This is a genomic window from Planctomycetota bacterium, from assembly GCA_038746835.1.
Classification (GTDB): Bacteria; Planctomycetota; Phycisphaerae; order Tepidisphaerales; family Tepidisphaeraceae; genus JBCDKH01.
Genome location: JBCDKH010000013.1, coordinates 1 through 15,602, shown reverse-complemented (window position 1 = coordinate 15,602; position 15,602 = coordinate 1). Strand labels below are relative to the sequence as shown.

Annotated in this window: 15 protein-coding genes; 8 read left to right on the top strand and 7 right to left on the bottom strand. The window is 65.4% G+C overall.

Annotated elements, in window-relative coordinates:
• Positions 1–6: 6 nt before the first annotated feature.
• The 3 genes from AAGI46_02870 to AAGI46_02860 all read right to left on the bottom strand — a co-directional run bounded on the left by AAGI46_02870 (position 7) and on the right by AAGI46_02860 (position 4,595).
• Positions 7–1,059: a sodium-dependent bicarbonate transport family permease gene (locus AAGI46_02870; protein MEM1011147.1), complete on the bottom strand. Its 1,053-nt coding sequence runs from the start codon at positions 1,057–1,059 to the stop codon at positions 7–9.
• 36 nt (positions 1,060–1,095) lie between these two features.
• On the bottom strand, positions 1,096–2,280 hold the full coding sequence (locus AAGI46_02865; GenBank protein ID MEM1011146.1) for an acyltransferase family protein: 1,185 nt from the start codon (positions 2,278–2,280) through the stop codon (positions 1,096–1,098).
• Between the two features lie 101 nt (positions 2,281–2,381).
• Positions 2,382–4,595 carry an NADP-dependent isocitrate dehydrogenase gene (locus tag AAGI46_02860; GenBank protein MEM1011145.1) on the bottom strand — a complete coding sequence of 738 codons (2,214 nt, stop codon included), beginning with the start codon at positions 4,593–4,595 and terminating at the stop codon, positions 2,382–2,384.
• Between the two features lie 121 nt (positions 4,596–4,716).
• On the opposite strand from AAGI46_02860, the gene AAGI46_02855 reads away from it, so the two are divergent.
• Positions 4,717–6,264, top strand: coding sequence for an MFS transporter (locus AAGI46_02855; protein MEM1011144.1), 1,548 nt, complete (start codon positions 4,717–4,719; stop codon positions 6,262–6,264).
• Here the strand turns inward: AAGI46_02855 and AAGI46_02850 are convergent.
• Positions 6,261–6,986, bottom strand: coding sequence for an SDR family oxidoreductase (locus AAGI46_02850; GenBank protein MEM1011143.1), 726 nt, complete (start codon positions 6,984–6,986; stop codon positions 6,261–6,263). The genes AAGI46_02855 and AAGI46_02850 overlap by 4 nt on opposite strands.
• Positions 6,987–7,040: 54 nt before the next feature.
• Between AAGI46_02850 and AAGI46_02845 the strand changes: the two genes are divergently transcribed.
• Together AAGI46_02845 and AAGI46_02840 are read left to right on the top strand one after the other, a co-directional pair.
• A complete protein-coding gene (locus AAGI46_02845) occupies positions 7,041–9,281 on the top strand; it encodes an ABC transporter ATP-binding protein (protein MEM1011142.1) in 2,241 nt (746 codons plus the stop codon).
• On the top strand, positions 9,278–9,745 hold the full coding sequence (locus tag AAGI46_02840; GenBank protein ID MEM1011141.1) for a DUF1854 domain-containing protein: 468 nt from the start codon (positions 9,278–9,280) through the stop codon (positions 9,743–9,745). The genes AAGI46_02845 and AAGI46_02840 overlap by 4 nt, the downstream gene beginning before the upstream one ends.
• Here AAGI46_02840 and ruvX read toward each other — a convergent pair.
• Entirely contained in the window at positions 9,714–10,211 is a 498-nt protein-coding gene (gene ruvX / locus AAGI46_02835) for a Holliday junction resolvase RuvX (protein ID MEM1011140.1), read from the bottom strand. The two genes, AAGI46_02840 and ruvX, sit on opposite strands and share 32 nt — an antisense overlap.
• 9 nt (positions 10,212–10,220) lie before the next feature.
• The gene (locus AAGI46_02830) at positions 10,221–11,330 is read right to left on the bottom strand and encodes a mannose-1-phosphate guanylyltransferase (GenBank protein MEM1011139.1); all 1,110 of its coding nucleotides are present in this window, start codon (positions 11,328–11,330) and stop codon (positions 10,221–10,223) included.
• A gap of 89 nt (positions 11,331–11,419) precedes the next feature.
• Between AAGI46_02830 and AAGI46_02825 the strand changes: the two genes are divergently transcribed.
• The 3 genes from AAGI46_02825 to AAGI46_02815 are packed head-to-tail and all read left to right on the top strand — an operon-like array spanning position 11,420 to position 13,536.
• Positions 11,420–11,650: a hypothetical protein gene (locus AAGI46_02825; protein ID MEM1011138.1), complete on the top strand. Its 231-nt coding sequence runs from the start codon at positions 11,420–11,422 to the stop codon at positions 11,648–11,650.
• 43 nt (positions 11,651–11,693) lie between these two features.
• On the top strand, positions 11,694–13,313 hold the full coding sequence (locus AAGI46_02820) for a cryptochrome/photolyase family protein (GenBank protein MEM1011137.1): 1,620 nt from the start codon (positions 11,694–11,696) through the stop codon (positions 13,311–13,313).
• Positions 13,314–13,317: 4 nt separating this feature from the next.
• Positions 13,318–13,536, top strand: a complete 219-nt coding sequence (locus AAGI46_02815; GenBank protein MEM1011136.1) for a type II toxin-antitoxin system HicB family antitoxin — start codon at positions 13,318–13,320, stop codon at positions 13,534–13,536.
• Between the two features lie 82 nt (positions 13,537–13,618).
• On the opposite strand, the gene AAGI46_02810 is transcribed toward AAGI46_02815, so the two are convergent.
• A complete protein-coding gene (locus AAGI46_02810) occupies positions 13,619–14,104 on the bottom strand; it encodes a hypothetical protein (GenBank protein MEM1011135.1) in 486 nt (161 codons plus the stop codon).
• Between the two features lie 80 nt (positions 14,105–14,184).
• On the opposite strand from AAGI46_02810, the gene AAGI46_02805 reads away from it, so the two are divergent.
• Positions 14,185–14,838 carry a hypothetical protein gene (locus AAGI46_02805; GenBank protein MEM1011134.1) on the top strand — a complete coding sequence of 218 codons (654 nt, stop codon included), beginning with the start codon at positions 14,185–14,187 and terminating at the stop codon, positions 14,836–14,838.
• A gap of 404 nt (positions 14,839–15,242) precedes the next feature.
• Entirely contained in the window at positions 15,243–15,548 is a 306-nt protein-coding gene (locus AAGI46_02800) for a hypothetical protein (protein MEM1011133.1), read from the top strand.
• Positions 15,549–15,602 lie beyond the last annotated feature (54 nt).

Below are 15,602 nucleotides of genomic sequence, written 5' to 3'. Positions count from 1 at the left end.
CGGAGTTCACGCCGACCAAAGCCACGTGATCACGCCCCAGTACAGCGGGATGCCGATGACGACGTTGAACGGAAAGGTCAGGCCGAGCGACATCGGGACGAAGATGCTGGGGTTGGCTTCCGGCAGACTGAGCCGAAGCGCGGCCGGGACGGCGATGTAGCTGGCGCTCCCGACGAGCACCGCCAGAAGCAGCGCGTCGCCCGGACTCAGCCCGAGCAGCCACGCGGAGCCGATGCCGATCGCCGCGTGGACCGGCGGGGCGACCAGGGCGAAGCCGGTCGTCGAAATGCCCGCCCGTCCCAGATCGCCAAGCCGTCTCGCCGCGAGCAGGCCCATGTCGAGCAGGAAGAGGCACAGCACGCCCTTGAATGGCGTGCCGAAGAGCGGCGACAGCTCCGTAAAGCCGTCGTGGCCGAGGATGGCACCGATCGCCAACGAGCCGAGGAGCAACAGCACGGCACTGTTGAAGACCGCCTCGTGGACGAGCGTTCGCCAGCGGAAGGGCGTTTGCTCGTGTTCGAGGCCGGGCACGGTGGGCGAGCCGAAGGCGTCGGGCGCGATCGTGCCCATCGGCCGACGCGTGGGCAGCGGGTCGGTCTGAGCCACGCCGAACCGGCGGGCCAGCAGCAGGCCGATGATGATCGCCGGGGACTCCATGAGCGCCATCGACGCGACCATGTGCCCGCCGTAGGGCTCGTTACGCGTTTCGAGGAAACTCACCGCCAGAATGAACGTCACGGCTGAGATCGAGCCGTAGGTCGCTGCCACGCCCGCTGCGTCGGCAGAGCCGAGGCGACGTCGCAGCAGGAAGAACGTCCACAATGGCACCGCCGCCGACAGCACGATCGCCGCTGCGAGCCCTGCGACGACATCGAACGACAGCGTCGCCGCCCGCAGCTCGATGCCGCCCTTGAGTCCGATGCCGATGAGCAGGTAGAGGCTCAGCAGCTTCGGGATCGGCTGCGGGATGTCGAGGTCTGACCGGACGAGGCACGCGAAGACGCCGAGCAGGAAAAACAGGACCGGGGCGGACAGAAGCTGCGGCAGCGAATCGAGCATCAGCAAGGTCAGCCCGCCGCGCGGACTAGCCATGGCTTATGCGGCAGACGCTCCGGTCGCAACCGCGGACCCACTCCGCGTCGCAGGTTTGGAACCCGATTTCCCCCGGCCGTTGAGCAGAAATCGCAGCATTGGCACACGTGAAACGACAAACGCGTGCAGCAGCAGCGTGATCGCCAGCGTGGCCAAGGCGATTGGAATCATCCGCCAGTTGCCGTCGGGCATGCGGTCCCACACCAGGGTTGCCAGCCCGTAGATCACGATGAAATGCAGGAGATAGACCGTGTAGGCCGAGTCGGACAGGAAGCGAGAGACCTGCCCTCCGCTGGCGAACCACCGCCGGAAGACCCACATCAGCGTCGAGACGAGGACGAACCCGAAGTAGGCCTGTCCAACCAGCAGAACCGCCTCGGCCGGTTTCTTTGGAAGCGAATCGAAGTACCGCGTCGCCAGCCAGACCCACACGCCCGCCGCGACCAGGTGCAGCGGGCGGAATCGGAAGAACGCGGTCCGCATGCCCGGCGAGGCGAAGAGCACGAAGCCGACTGCGTAGAACGGCAGGTAGTACAGCGTCTGCCGGACGACGAATCGCAGCGGCCGAGGCGTGATCGACTCGGCGGCGACCTCGTAGACCAGGCGCGACGCCAGACACGCCGCTGCCAGCCCGGCGGCTGCGACGGTGAACCACGCCCAGGACGGCACATGCGACGACGCCCGCGAAAGCCCGTCGACCACCTTCGCAATCGGCAACACCAACGGCACGTAAACGAGGAGCGGAATCAGAAACCAGAGCTGAAGGTGCCACACGACCGGCCCCTGCCGATCGCCCAGATCGAACAGGTTCGCGAGAAACGACCAGTAGCCGTCCGTCCACAGGCCAGGATTGTGGAACTGGTAGACGAGCCAGAGCGTCGGCGGGTTGATGACCAACAGCGTCACGACGAACGGCACGCCGATCGCGATCAGGCGCCGCTTGCTGGTGACCGCAGTGCCGTACTTCTGCAGCATCATCAGCGACAGGAAGCCGCTAATGACCATGAACGCCTCCATGCGTACCTGACCGCTAAACCACGAGATGCGATTCGCCGTCTCGGAAGCAGCAAGCGTGCCCGTGTGGACGACGACCCCGCCCATCATCAACAGGCCGCGTAGCAGGTCGAGGTCGTGGTACCGCTTACCGCGGATCGGAACCGGCCCGCCGTGCCCTCTCGGCAGGGACATGGTGGACTGCGGCGATTGTGTCGGCGTGACGGGTGCCCCACGACTCGTCATGGCCACAACCTACCACCTGTCATCGCCACGTGTCGCCTGGCTGCCGAGGCTCACGCGTCGATGACCGCGTTCAGCGCCGCACTGGGTCGCATGACGTGATCGGCCTTGGCCTCGTCGAAGAGGTAGTAGCCGCCGAGGTCGGACGGCTTGCCCTGGACGGCGTCGATGTCGGCCAGAACCTGCGGCTCGACTTCGGCGAGCTTCGCTGCCAGCGGCTGGAAGTGCGACGCCAACTCGGCGTCGGCGGTCTGGGTGGCAAGGGCCTGAGCGCCGTAGAGCGCGATGTAAAAGTGGCTGACCCGCGTGCCGATCTCGCCGACGCGGCGGAGCGGGCTCTTGCCTTCGTTGAGCAGCTTGGTCGTCGCCTCGTCCAGCGCGTCCGCGATGACGCCGAGCTGCGGGATGTTCTCCTTCTCGCCCAGCTCGCGAATCGAAACGGCCGACGCGAGGAACTCGCCGAGTGAGTCCCAGCGGAAGTGGCCCTCGCGAACCAGCTGCTGCACGTGCTTCGGAGCACTGCCGCCGGCTCCCGTCTCGTACAGACCGCCGCCGGCGAGCAGCGGGACGATCGAGAGCATTTTGGCACTCGTGCCGAGCTCGAGGATCGGGAAAAGGTCGGTCAGGTAGTCACGCAGGACGTTGCCGGTGGCGCTGATCGTGTCCTTGCCGTCGCGGATGCGGGAGAGCGAGAGCTTGGTCGCCTCGACCGGCGGCAGGATCTGGATCTCGAGACCGCTCGTGTCGTGCTCGGGCAGGTAGGCGTTGACCTTCTTGATGAGCTCCGCGTCGTGGGCGCGTTCCTCGTTCAGCCAGAAGACCACCGGCGTGTCGCTCGCTCGCGCTCGGCTGACGGCGAGCTTGACCCAGTCGCGGATCGCGACGTCCTTCGTCTGACACATCCGCCACACGTCGCCGGTGCTGACGTCGTGCTCGAAGATCGTGGTGCCGGCCGAGTCGATGACCCGCATGTGCCCGTCGGCCGGGGCTTCGAAGGTCTTGTCGTGGCTGCCATACTCCTCGGCCTTCTTGGCCATGAGGCCGACGTTGGCGACGCTGCCCATCGTCGCCGGATCGAACGCGCCGTGCTGACGGCAGTCGTCGATGACGGCTTGGTAGACGCCGGCGTAGCTGCGATCTGGAATGACCGCCAGCGTGTCGCGGGTCTTGCCCTCTTTGTCCCACATCTGGCCCGAAGAGCGGATCATCGCAGGCATCGAGGCGTCGATGATGATGTCGCTCGGGACGTGCAGGTTCGTAATGCCGCGGTCGCTGTCGACCATCGCGAGGTCCGGCCGGGTCTCGTAGACCGCCGCGATGTCGGCCTCGATGGCGGACTTCGTGGCATCGTCGGTCTTGTCGAGCTTCGCGTAGACGTCGCCGAGGCCGTTGTTGGCATTGACGCCGATCTGGTCGAACGTGGCCGCGTGCTTGTCGAAGGCGTCCTTGAAGAAGACCTCGACGCAGCGCCCGAAGATGATCGGGTCGCTGACCTTCATCATCGTCGCCTTCATGTGCAGCGAGAAGAGGACGCCCGCTTGCTTCGCGTCGTCGATCGCCTTGGCGAGGAACTCGCGGAGCTTCGCGACACGCATCCTCGACGCGTCGATGACCTCGCCCTCCAGCAGCTTCAGGCCGTCCTTCAGCACGGTCTCGCTGCCGTCAGCCGCGACGTGGACGATGCGGACGGTGTTGTCGGCCTCGCACGTGTGCGACTGCTCGCTGCCGAAGAAGTCGTCGCCCGGCATGGAGGCGACGTTCGTCTTCGAATCGCTCGACCAGGTGCCCATTGAGTGCGGGTGCGACTTTGCAAAGGCCTTGACCGGCGCGGCGACGCGGCGATCGGAGTTGCCCTCGCGAAGGACGGGATTCACGGCGCTACCGAGGACGCCGGCGTACCGCTGCTGGACCTCACGCTCCGCGTCCGTGGTCGGCTCGGCCGGGTAATCCGGGACGGCAAAGCCGCGGTCCTGAAGCTCCTTGATGGCGGCGGTGAGCTGTGGGATCGAGGCGCTGATGTTGGGCAGCTTGATGATGTTGCCCTGCGGCGTCTTGGCCATCTCACCTAGCTCCGCAAGCGCGTCGGGGAACTGCTGGTCGGCTGGCAGGCGATCCGCGAACGCGGCGAGGATGCGGCCGGCGACGGAAATGTCCTTGAGCTCCACGTCGACCCCGGCCGGCTTCAGGAACCGGCGAAGGATCGGCAGGAGCGAGTACGTGGCCAGGGCAGGGGCTTCGTCCGTCTTGGTGTAGATGATGCTCGGCATTCGGTGCGGTCGTGGGTTGGGCACCACAAGCTACGGGAGCAGCCACGCTCGTCAACCGCTCTCGATTTGCCGGAAGCTGCTGGTGCAGTAGATTGCGGATCGCACTCAGCGGAGGATCCTCTTGACCGACACCACTTACGCGGCCGACGACGAGTGTCGCGGCTTCCTGTTCGCCACCTGCTTCGTCGCCCTCATCGCGACCAGCTTCGCGTTCATCATCCGAGCGTTCATCATCGATGAGCAGGCTGTCGAGTTCGGGCTGAGCGAGGCACAGAAGGGCGAGCTCTTCGGAGCCGGGCTCTGGCCGTTCGCGATCTCGATCGTGCTCTTCAGCCTCGTGATCGACCGCGTGGGCTACGGCCGGGCGCTTTGGTTCGCGTTCGCCTGCCACGTCATCAGCGTGATTGTGACACTCTTCGCCCGGGGCTACTGGGGCCTGTACCTTGGCAACTTCATCGCGGCCCTGGGTAACGGAACGGTCGAGGCGGTCATCAATCCGGTCATCGCGACGGTTTTCTGGAAACAGAAGACCAAGTGGCTCAACATCCTCCACGCCGGCTGGCCCGGTGGGCTGGTCATCGGTGGCCTGCTGACGCTGGGTGTCGCCTCGTTCTTCACCGACCTCGACTGGCGCTGGAAGGTCGGCCTGCTGCTGATTCCGACGATCGTGTACGGCGTCATGCTGCTGCGGACACACTTCCCGATCAACGAACGCGTCGCAGCCGGTGTGCCTTACAAGGCGATGCTGGCGGAATTCGGTGCGTTCGGGGCGCTTGTCGCGGGTGGCCTCGTTATCTGGGAATTGGCCCGCGTCGGCGGGACGGCTTACGGGATCGATCCGCAGGCCTGGCGCGTGACGGCCGGAGTTATCATCGGCCTCGTCGTGGTTTCGTTCGGCCTGATCAGCCAGTCGTTTGGCCGGCCGCTCTTTGGGTTCCTGCTGATCGTCATGCTGTTGCTCGCCACGACGGAGCTCGGCACAGACGCGTGGATCAGGGAGTTGATGAGCCCGGCGATGGAACGCAGCTTCGACATCGATGGCGGCTGGGTGCTGATTTACACCGCGAGCATTATGATCGTGCTGCGACTCTTCTGCGGGCCGATCGTTAAGCTGCTTAATCCGCTGGGTCTGTTGGCGGTCAGTTGTCTCTTTGCCGCGGCGGGGCTCGCCCTCCTGTCGGGTGCCAGCGGAATCTACATCCTTCTGGCCGCGACGGTCTACGGGATTGGGCAGACATTCTTCTGGCCGACGACGCTCGGCCTCGTCGCCGAGCAATTTCCCAAGGGCGGGGCCCTCACGCTCAACGCGATCGCCGGCGTCGGCATGCTGGGCGTGGGTGTCCTTGGCGCGCCGCTGCTTGGGCAGATTCAGGACCGGCACATCGAACGCACGCTCGTCGCGAGCGAGCCTGAACTTGCCGCCACGGTACTGGGCCAGCCGATGACCGGCGCCGTCGGCAGCTATCGCAAGATCGACGCGGACCTCGAGAAGACGTTGCCGCAAGAGAAGGCGAAGACGCTGGACGACGCCCGCGCCGAGGCCAAGCAGTCGGCCCTGCTTCAGGTGACCGCGCTGCCGCTGGTTATGTTTGTCTGTTACGTCGGCCTCCTGATCTACTTCAAGAGCCGCGGCGGGTATCGGCCCGAGACCATCATGACGCCGACCTAGCGCAAGTGCCGGCCGCCGTCGAGGCGGAGGGTTTCGCCGGTGAGGTAGCGGCCGCGGGTCGTGAGGAACTCGACCGCGTGGGCAACGTCTTCGGGCGTCCCGACTCGGCCGGCGGGGACGCGGCTGAGGTAGCCCTCCTTGTCCGACTCGGGCATGTCGTCCGGCCAGGCGACGGCACCGGGGGCGATGCAGTTCACTGTGACTTCCGGAGCCAGCTCGCGGGCGAGGTTGGCCATCAGGCTCGAGAGCGTCGCCTTGCTGGCGAGGTAGCTCAGGTGGCTCGGGCGGCTGCGAGCGAGGTCGACGTCCGTCATCGCGACCACGCTGCCGCTGCTCGCTGTCAGCAGCGGGGCGAGCCGCTTCGTCAGAAACAGCGGCACCTCGGCATGCACGAGCAGATCCCGTCGAAACACGTCCGGCGTGACCGCGGCCAAGTCATTGGCGTGGTAGACGCTCGCGTTGTGGACCAGGACGTCGAGCCGATCGAACCGGTCCGCCAACGCGTCTGTGATGCGAGGGACCGCGTCGTCGGCCTCGAAGTCGACCTGGATTGCGAGGCACTGCCGCCCGAGTTGTTCGACTTCCGCGGCGAGCGATGACGCTTGGTCGACGCTGCTGCGGTAGGTGAAGGCGACGTCGTAGCCGAGCCGGGCGAAATGGAGCAGGATCGCCCGCCCGACGCGGACGGCACCACCTGTGACGAACAGAACACGCGTGGACATGGGCAAATCTACGGCAGGAATCGACGTTCTCCTTGACTTTGGCCGCGACGCCCCTTGACTGCCCGCGGCAGCAGCAGCGTGATGGAGCAAACGCAGGACCCAATTCCGGCACCCGCCGGCGGCCGTGTCGTGGCCGAGGCGCGGTACGACCTCGATGACGACCTCCGGTTCGTCCGTCGTCACGTGCGCCTGCTCGAAAGCAACGACGCCGCGACGCTGGTGTTCGAAACCGACGCAGGCGAGCGGCAGGTCGCCCTGGTCGACGTCGACAAGGCAGACCTCGACGAGGCGGCCGGCTTGGACCGGCTGGTGCTGACACTCAAATCCGGCGAGACCGTCAGCCTGCCGTTCAGCCGGCAGCAGTCGGTCAAGCTCGGGATGACGCGTCTGCTCAGGCAGATCCAGCGGCGACTCGAGGGCGAGACCGGTCCCGACCTTGCGGTTCCGCCCGACGACGGACCCGACATCGAAGCCGACCTGGACAAGCCGCGACTCGGCGTGCTGCTGCGTCTGTTGGAAGTCGCGCGGCCTTACCAGGCCCGACTGTGGATCAGCCTCGGACTGACGGCGCTGGTCGGCGTGGTGATGGTGCTGCCGCAGCTGATCACCAAGTTCATTTTCGATCAGGCGATCGACCCGTCGACGACGCGTGAACTCACCGGCGGCGAGCGGTTTTACAACCTCGGCTTCTGGGCAACGCTCTTCCTGCTCGCGGTGACGGCACAGATGTTCATCTTCTGGCTGCGGCTCCGCCTGCTCGGCAGCATCGGCTCGCGCGTCGCCGGCGACCAGCGCGACCGCGTCTACACGCACCTGCATCGCCTGTCGATGCGGTACTTCGGCAAGCACCGAACCGGCAGCCTCATCACGCGTGTCACCAGCGACACCGACCGGCTGTGGGACTTCATCGTCTTCGGCAGCGTCGACTACTTCCGCAACGTCCTGATGATCGTCGCGGCGACGGTGATCATGCTCGTCGTCAACTGGCAACTCGCCCTGATCGCACTGGCCCCGGTGCCGTTCGTGGCGATTCTGACGTACTACAAGAGCCAGAAGATGACCCGACTGTTCGGGCGGCTGTGGACGTACTGGTCGAGGCTCACGGCCGTGGTGGGCGACACGATTCCAGGCGTGAAGGTGGTCAAGGCCTTCGCTGCCGAGGGTCGCGAGGTCGAGCGATTTTCGACGCGAAACCGCGACTTCACCGACGACGAGCTTGCGACGGTCAACGTCTGGATCAACCTTCAGCCGATCGTCGAAGGGACGATGTTCCTCAGCCGGCTGCTGATCCTCGTCGCGGGCGGGCTCTTCATCATCTACCGGCCCGTCGACGTCTCCCAGTCGGCCAACACCGTCGGAACGCTCTTCATGTTCCTCGCCATCCTGGGCATGTACCAGATGGCGATCATGGACATGGTTCAAAAGCAGCGGCTCGTCACGCGTGCGGCGACCAGCGCTCAGCGGGTGTTCGAGGTGCTCGACACGCCGGTCGAGATCGACTCCAAGCCCGACGCGCTTGTGCCGACGGGCTTCGAGGGGCACGTCGAGTTCCGGGACGTCAGCTTCAGCTACGACGGAACCAAGCCCGTGCTGCGGCACATCGACCTCGTGGCCGAACCGGGGCAAATGATCGGTCTCTGCGGGCACAGCGGCGCCGGCAAGAGCACCTTCGTCAACCTCGTCAGCCGCTTCTTCGACGTCAGCGATGGCCAGATACTGGTCGATGGCGTGGACCTTCGCGACTACGACCTCGAGTGGCTCCGCAGCCACGTGGGCGTGGTGCTGCAGGAGCCGTACCTCTTCTTCGGCACCGTCGCCGACAACATCCGCTACGGCCGGCCTGACGCGACGCTGGCGGAGGTCGTCCAGGCAGCCCGCGCTGCCAACGCTCACGACTTTGTCAGCCAGCTCCCTGACGGCTACGACACCATCGTCGGCGAGCGCGGCCAGTCGCTCTCTGGCGGCGAGCGTCAGCGCGTCAGCATCGCCCGGGCGATCCTGCAGAACCCGAAGATTCTCGTCCTCGACGAGGCGACCAGCTCCGTCGACACCAAGACCGAGAAAGCGATCCAGCAAGCCCTCGATCGACTCGTCACGGGTCGGACAACGTTCGCCATCGCCCACCGCCTCAGCACGCTCGCCTCGGCTGACCAGATCGTCGTCCTCGACAAGGGACGGATCGTCGAGCAAGGCGATCACGACGAGCTGCTCCAGAAGCCCGACGGCCGATTCCGCAAGCTCGTCGACATGCAGCAGCAGCTCCAGGCCAACGCCTTCGAGGAGACGGAAGCATGAACCTCGTCACGCAACCAGACGTCGACCTCGATGATCTCGGCCGCCTCGTGATGAGCCGGGACGAGGGCGACTTGCACGTGAAGGCGTCGCGGAGCTTCCCGTGGTCGACGCCGGATCGCTTCGTCGTCCTTCGCGACTACGAGGGCAACGAGGTCGCCTGCATCGACGACCTTTCGACCCTGCCGGCACGCAGCCGCGGGGCGATCGAGGCATGGCTGCAACGGCACACCTTCGTCCCGCGCATCCAGCGTGTCCGACAGGTCCGTCCCGCCAACGCGGCGACGCTTTTCGACGTCGAAACCGATCGCGGCGACCGCACGATCGTCCTCCGCGAACGCGAGGACCTTCGCCCGCTGCACGACGGCCGGACGCTCATCCGCGACCCCGACGGCCAGACCTACGAGCTGCCGCCGCTGGACGATCTGGACGACCTCAGTCGTCGCGAGCTGGCTCAGATCCTGTGACCTGTTTGCCGGCGTCGGTGGGATGGCGCGTCTCCAACGCGGTCAGCTCGCCGTCGAGATACTGCTGCAGAAAGCCCGCTGCAGCGACAGCGTCGAGTCGACGCTTCTTGCCCTTGTGAGTCAGCCGCTCGCCACCACGACGCCTGGCCGCCAAGGTCTGTTCCGCCTCGAAGCTCGTCAGCCGCTCGTCGACCAGCACGAGCGTGATTGTCAGCTCATCCGCGACAGCCGACGCCCATTTCCGAACGTTGACGGCACTCGGCCCCTCGGTGCCGTCCATGTTCAGAGGCAGTCCGACGACGAGAACCTGGGCGTCTTCGCGTCGTGCTGCTGCGACGACCTGTCGGCGTGCGTCGTCGTCGTTACCGACCTGGAGGACCGCCAGCGGATTGACGAACTGCCCGCCTTCGTCGGACAGAGCCAGGCCGACGCGTCGGGTGCCGTAATCGATGGCGAGGTGTCGCACGGGCCGGGGTCAGACGTACCGATCGCCGAACCGTTCCTTCAGTGGTCCGTCGACGAGCTCTTTGACCTTCTGCGCCTCCGACTTCGGGCAGACCAGCGTGCAGTCGGCCGTATGGACGACGACGGTGTCGCTTACGCCGATGAGCGCGATCAGATGGTCGGGCGTCTTCTCGTCGCGGCTGAGGATGATGTTCGCGTCGCTGTCGAGCACCGCCAACGCCGGGGCATCGACGGCGTTGTCGAAGTCGTCAATCTCCAGCGTCTCCGCCAACGCCGGCCACGATCCGACGTCGAGCCAGCTGACTGGCAGCTCGACCACGGCCACGCCTTCGGTATCGCCGGGACGCCGGCTCGCCGGCTCCATGACCGCGTAATCGATGCTGATCTTCGGCAGCGTCGGATAGACCGCACCCAGCACGTCGGCTTGCTGATCGGTGCCCCACGCGTCGGCGATCTTCGCAAGGCCCTTGTGGCTTTCGGGCAGAAACTCCTTGATCGCGTCGAGCACCGTGGACGCACGCCAGACGAACATGCCGCTGTTCCAGTAGTACCTGCCGCTCTCGACATACCGGTCGGCGGTGGGTTTGTCGGGCTTCTCCTTGAACGCCTGGACCGAGTAGATCGCGTCGCCATCGAGGGCGTTGGAACGCTGGACGTACCCGAGACCCGTGTGCCCGTGGGTCGGCACGACACCGAAGGTGACAAGCAGGTTCGGGTGCTTCTCGCAGACGTCGAAGCCGGCGTTGAGTCGCTCGACGAACGTGTCGACCGGCTTGATGACGTGGTCCGCCGTGACGACGGCAAACACCGCATCGGGATCGTTCTTGGCCAGCACCGCCGCCGGGAAGCCGACGGCGTTGGCGGTATCGCGCGGCTCCGGCTCACCCAAGAGATTCTCCGGCGGCAATTCCGTCAGATCGGCGAGGATGGCTTCGCGGTGCTGCTCGCCCGTGCAGACGTAGATCTGCTCGGCTGGGAGCGTCGCGTTGAGCCGCTCGAAGCTGAGTCGCAAAAGGCTCTTGCCCTGGGCGACGGGCAACAGCTGCTTGGGCGTGTTTCCTCGGGAAAGCGGCCATAGTCGCTTGCCACTGCCGCCGGCCATGATGACGCCGTATCGCATGGTTGGGTTCGTCTCGCGGTGCGTGGTCGAGTCGGTGGTGGTGAGTCGGGCGCAGACACCCGGCCTGCTGGCACGATAGCGTCCCTGCCATGGCACACACGTGCAACATCGACGCCAAAGGCCGACTTTTCCGCGGGGTGCTCGGGCTGATTGCCTGCGTCGTGGCCGCGTTTATCGCGATCGTCTGGGCGGTGCCGGCCGGGTCGGTCGTGGCCTGGGTGCTGGTCGCAGGTGCCGCCGGGTTCGGGTTGTTCGGGTTGTACGAGGCGTACCACGGATGGTGCGCGGCCAAGGCACTGGGCTTCAAGACGCCATTCTGAGTGAAAGCTGCCCGTTGGTCGCGGGCTTGCATCGCGGCGGACGATGAGCAGTTCGCGTGATGTGCCGACGGTCTGGTTGTTCGAGGACCAGCTCAACCCGAACGCGACGTCGCTCGCGGAGGCCCCGGAAGGCTCGCCGGTGCTGCTCATCGAGAGCGACATCAACTTTCGGATGTTTCCGTTTCACAAGAAGCGGATCGCGTTCCTCGTCAGCGCGATGCGGCACTTCGCCAACGAGCTGGAGACAACGGGTCACACGGTCGCTCACTACGACTTCAAGCCACGCGGCTATCGCGATTCGCTCAGCGCGCTCGCGCACCACTTCAAGGGTCGCAAGAACCGCGAGATCTGGATCACCGAGCCGAGCGAGTGGCACACGCGCAACTGGCTCGAGACGGTTCCAGATCGGCTCGACCAGGAGTTCGACACGCCGGGCGTCTCGATCAAGTGGTTCCCCAACCGCCTGTTCCTGACCGATCGCCAGCACTTCGCTAATTGGCTCAGCGGCCGAAAGCGGCCGGTGATGGAGCACTACTACCGGCAGATGCGCGTCGAGCACGACCTGCTCATGGACGACGACAAACCCGCAGGCGGCGAATGGAACTACGACAAGCTCAACCGCAAGGCCGCCCCGAAAGGGCACGAGTTCCCAAAGACCGTCGTCCACAAGCCCGACGAGATCACGAAAAAGGTGCTGAAAGAGGTCGAACGCCGCTTCCCCGATCACCCCGGCACGACCGACGGCTTCAACATGCCTTGCGATCGCAAGTCTGCCCAAAAGGCGTTCGACACGTTCGTCAAGGACCGCCTCCCACTCTTCGGCGATTACGAGGACGCGATGGTCAGCGGCGAGCGGACGCTTTACCACTCGCTCGTCAGCCCGCTCATCAACGCGGGGCTCGTCGAGCCGATTGATCTCTGCAAACGCGTTGAAAAGGCGTGGAAGAAGGGCGACGTCCCGATCAACGCGGCCGAGGGGTTCATTCGCCAGATCATCGGCTGGCGTGAGTTCGTCTACGGCATCTACTGGTCGCTCATGCCGGAGTATCGAGCCCGCAATCCGCGCGACGACGACCGGCCGTTGCCCGATTTCTTCTGGGACGGCGACACGGACATGCACTGCCTGAGCGACAGCCTGACGGCCGTCGTGGAAGACGGCATGAGCCACCACATCCAGCGGCTGATGGTCATCTGCAACTTCGCCACGCTCGCAGGCCTTTCGCCGCAGGCGGTCAACGACTGGTTCCTGGCGATGTACGTCGACAGCCACGACTGGGTCACCGTCCCCAACGTCATCGGCATGGCCATGAACAGTGACAATGGCGTCATCGCGACCAAGCCCTACGTCTCGTCGGCCAACTACATCAACAAGATGTCCGACTACTGCAAGCCGTGCCGCTACGACCCCAAAGAACGCATCGGCCCGAACGCGTGCCCGTTCAACTACATGTACTGGACGTTCGTCGACGACCAACGCGACCAGTTCAAAAAGAACCCCCGCACCAGCCGACAGCTCCACGTCTTGGACAACTTCGGCGACAAGGTCAAAACCGAAATGCACCGCCTGCGAGAGCAATTCCTCCGCGACCTCGCAACCGGCAGCTACTCCTCATGGGAAGCCACCCACGGCCGCGATGAGGCGGAGGGGCATGTAGTACGATGAGCCCATGACCAACACCTACACGGCGATCTTGAAGAAGGCCGACGACTGGTGGATCGGATGGGTCGAAGAGGTTCCCGGCGTGAACTGTCAAGAGAGAACACGCGAGGAACTGCTGAAGAGCATCAAGGAAGCGCTCGAGACGATCATCGAACTGAATCGTGAAGCTTCACGACGTGATGCAGGCGACTCTGCTGAAACAGCGGAAATCACGGTCGCTGCATGAAGCTGCATCACTTCAATCGTGATCGCCCATTACGTAGCTGCTGCTTCCTTCCAGAAATCGGTAACGGCGACAGTGTTTCATCTCACTCGCTCGCAACGTCTTCGACTTCGACCGGAATGCTGAATCGCGGGCGATTGTTGCTCGCCGGGGCGGCCGACGACTGGGAGGGGCCGCCAACGCCGAGGACGTAGACGATGTACGTCTTGGCCGGCGAGAGGCTGGCCTCGTGACTCAACTCGTTCCCGTCGAGCGTAATCCGGTTGGCCGTGCCCGCGACGCGCAGGGTCTGGCCGGTCTGCACGTTGAACGTGGCCACACGCTGATTGGCCTGCAAGTCGTACAGGTACATCGTGCCATCAGTCTCCGCCTCGTACGTCAAGCCGCCGACGTTGCGGGCGACCTCGACGGCGCGCGGCGGCACGTTCGCCTTCAGGTTGACCGGCTCAGGCATCCGCGTGTTCGGCGTCAGCCGAGCCTCGGCCGGCGGCTCATCGGACGAACTGCTCTGGGTACAGCCGGCAACGACAAGCAGGGCGAGTGCAGGAAGCTTCAGTAGGAGGTGGTTCATTGCGTTCCCCAAGTATTACACGCCGCACGCCCGGTCACCAACCAAGCCCCCTTGCCGAGCGACTCTGGTACGGTTCCGGCATGGGCGACGGCGAACAGAAGTCGGCACAGGAGCTCGCGGAGCGGCTTCAGCAGCTCGAGTGGGAAAACCGCCGGCTCCGCGATGCCGTCCAGGAGGCCGGACTCCCCGCCGACGTCGCCGCCTGGTTCGATCCCGCTGAGTTCCGACGCGTCGTCAACCGTGCACAGATGCTCATCGGCGTCGGTGGGACGGTCGCGATCATGGGCTTCATGCTCGTGTTCTTTTTCCTGCCCGACGTGCTGCCGCGGGTGAACCTCGGGCCGATGCCCTTGTTCGATCTGGGCGGGATGCGGTCGGGCTTCTTCGGATTCGGGTTCGGCGTCTTCGCCGTGGGTGGCTTGAGCATCGGCGGCGTTGCGATGGGCGGCGGAGCCGTCGGACTGGTCGCCTTCGGCGGCGGAGCCATGGGCATCGTCGCGACCGGAGGCGGGGCCGTCGGGTTCATCGCGATCGGCGGCGGGGCGGTCGGCTACATCGCCATCGGCGGCTCGGCATTTGGCAAGTACGTCCTGGCCGAACACGGCCGCGGCACGCACGTCCTCGCGCTGAACCGCCAAGACGAAGAAGCCGCCCACTTCTTCCGCCGCTTCATCCCCGGCCTCGGCCGCGCCGTCAGTCGCCCCTTGCCCGTCATGCAAGCCGAGGCCATCTGACATCCGCCGGTGGCACGGGTCGGCTTCTGAGCAGACCCGTGTCCGACGCTCCGCTCCTCCCGGCTCTCGCAGACGCGACCCGTGCCACCGATCCGTGTTGCATAACGATTGCTGTCGTTCGCATAACGTTTGACGCTCCATGCATAACGGAGGTTGTCGTCCGCATAACGTTTGATGGGCGCCGCATAACGGTGTTCGATGACGAAGCCCGCCTCAACGATGCATCGTTATGCGATGCGGTAGAAACGTTATGCGGTGGCGGGCAAACGTTATGTGGGCTCGACGCATCGTTATGCCGCGTCGAGCAAATGTGACTCGGTGTCGAGCGTTCGTTGTGCGACCTTGGTGTTGACGGGAAGCGGCCTGCGCTGGAGTCGCTTGCGCAAGTCGCCGATGGAGCAACCATGCAGTCAATGCCCGTTTTCCAGCCACGCGGCACGCACCCGCCGATGTCCAACACCGAGCGGCAACGCCAGTTCCGCGAGCGCAACCCCGGCTACTACGGCCGCCTGCACCGCAAACGCAAGGCGGAGCGGCTCGCCCGCCTCGCTGCCAAGGCCGCCCAGGAGCAGGGGCTTGAGACGGTCGTCATGCGCAAGTCACAACTCTGCCTGCCCGCCCCCGACCCGATCCGCGACCAGGAACGCCACGGCCTCCTCGCCGGCCTCGCCCGCCTCGCCGCCGAACGCGAAAAGGACGCGCTCCTGTAGGGTGGGCTCCGGCCCACCACCGGCCCACCTCCGCCCCACCACCGGCCACAACTG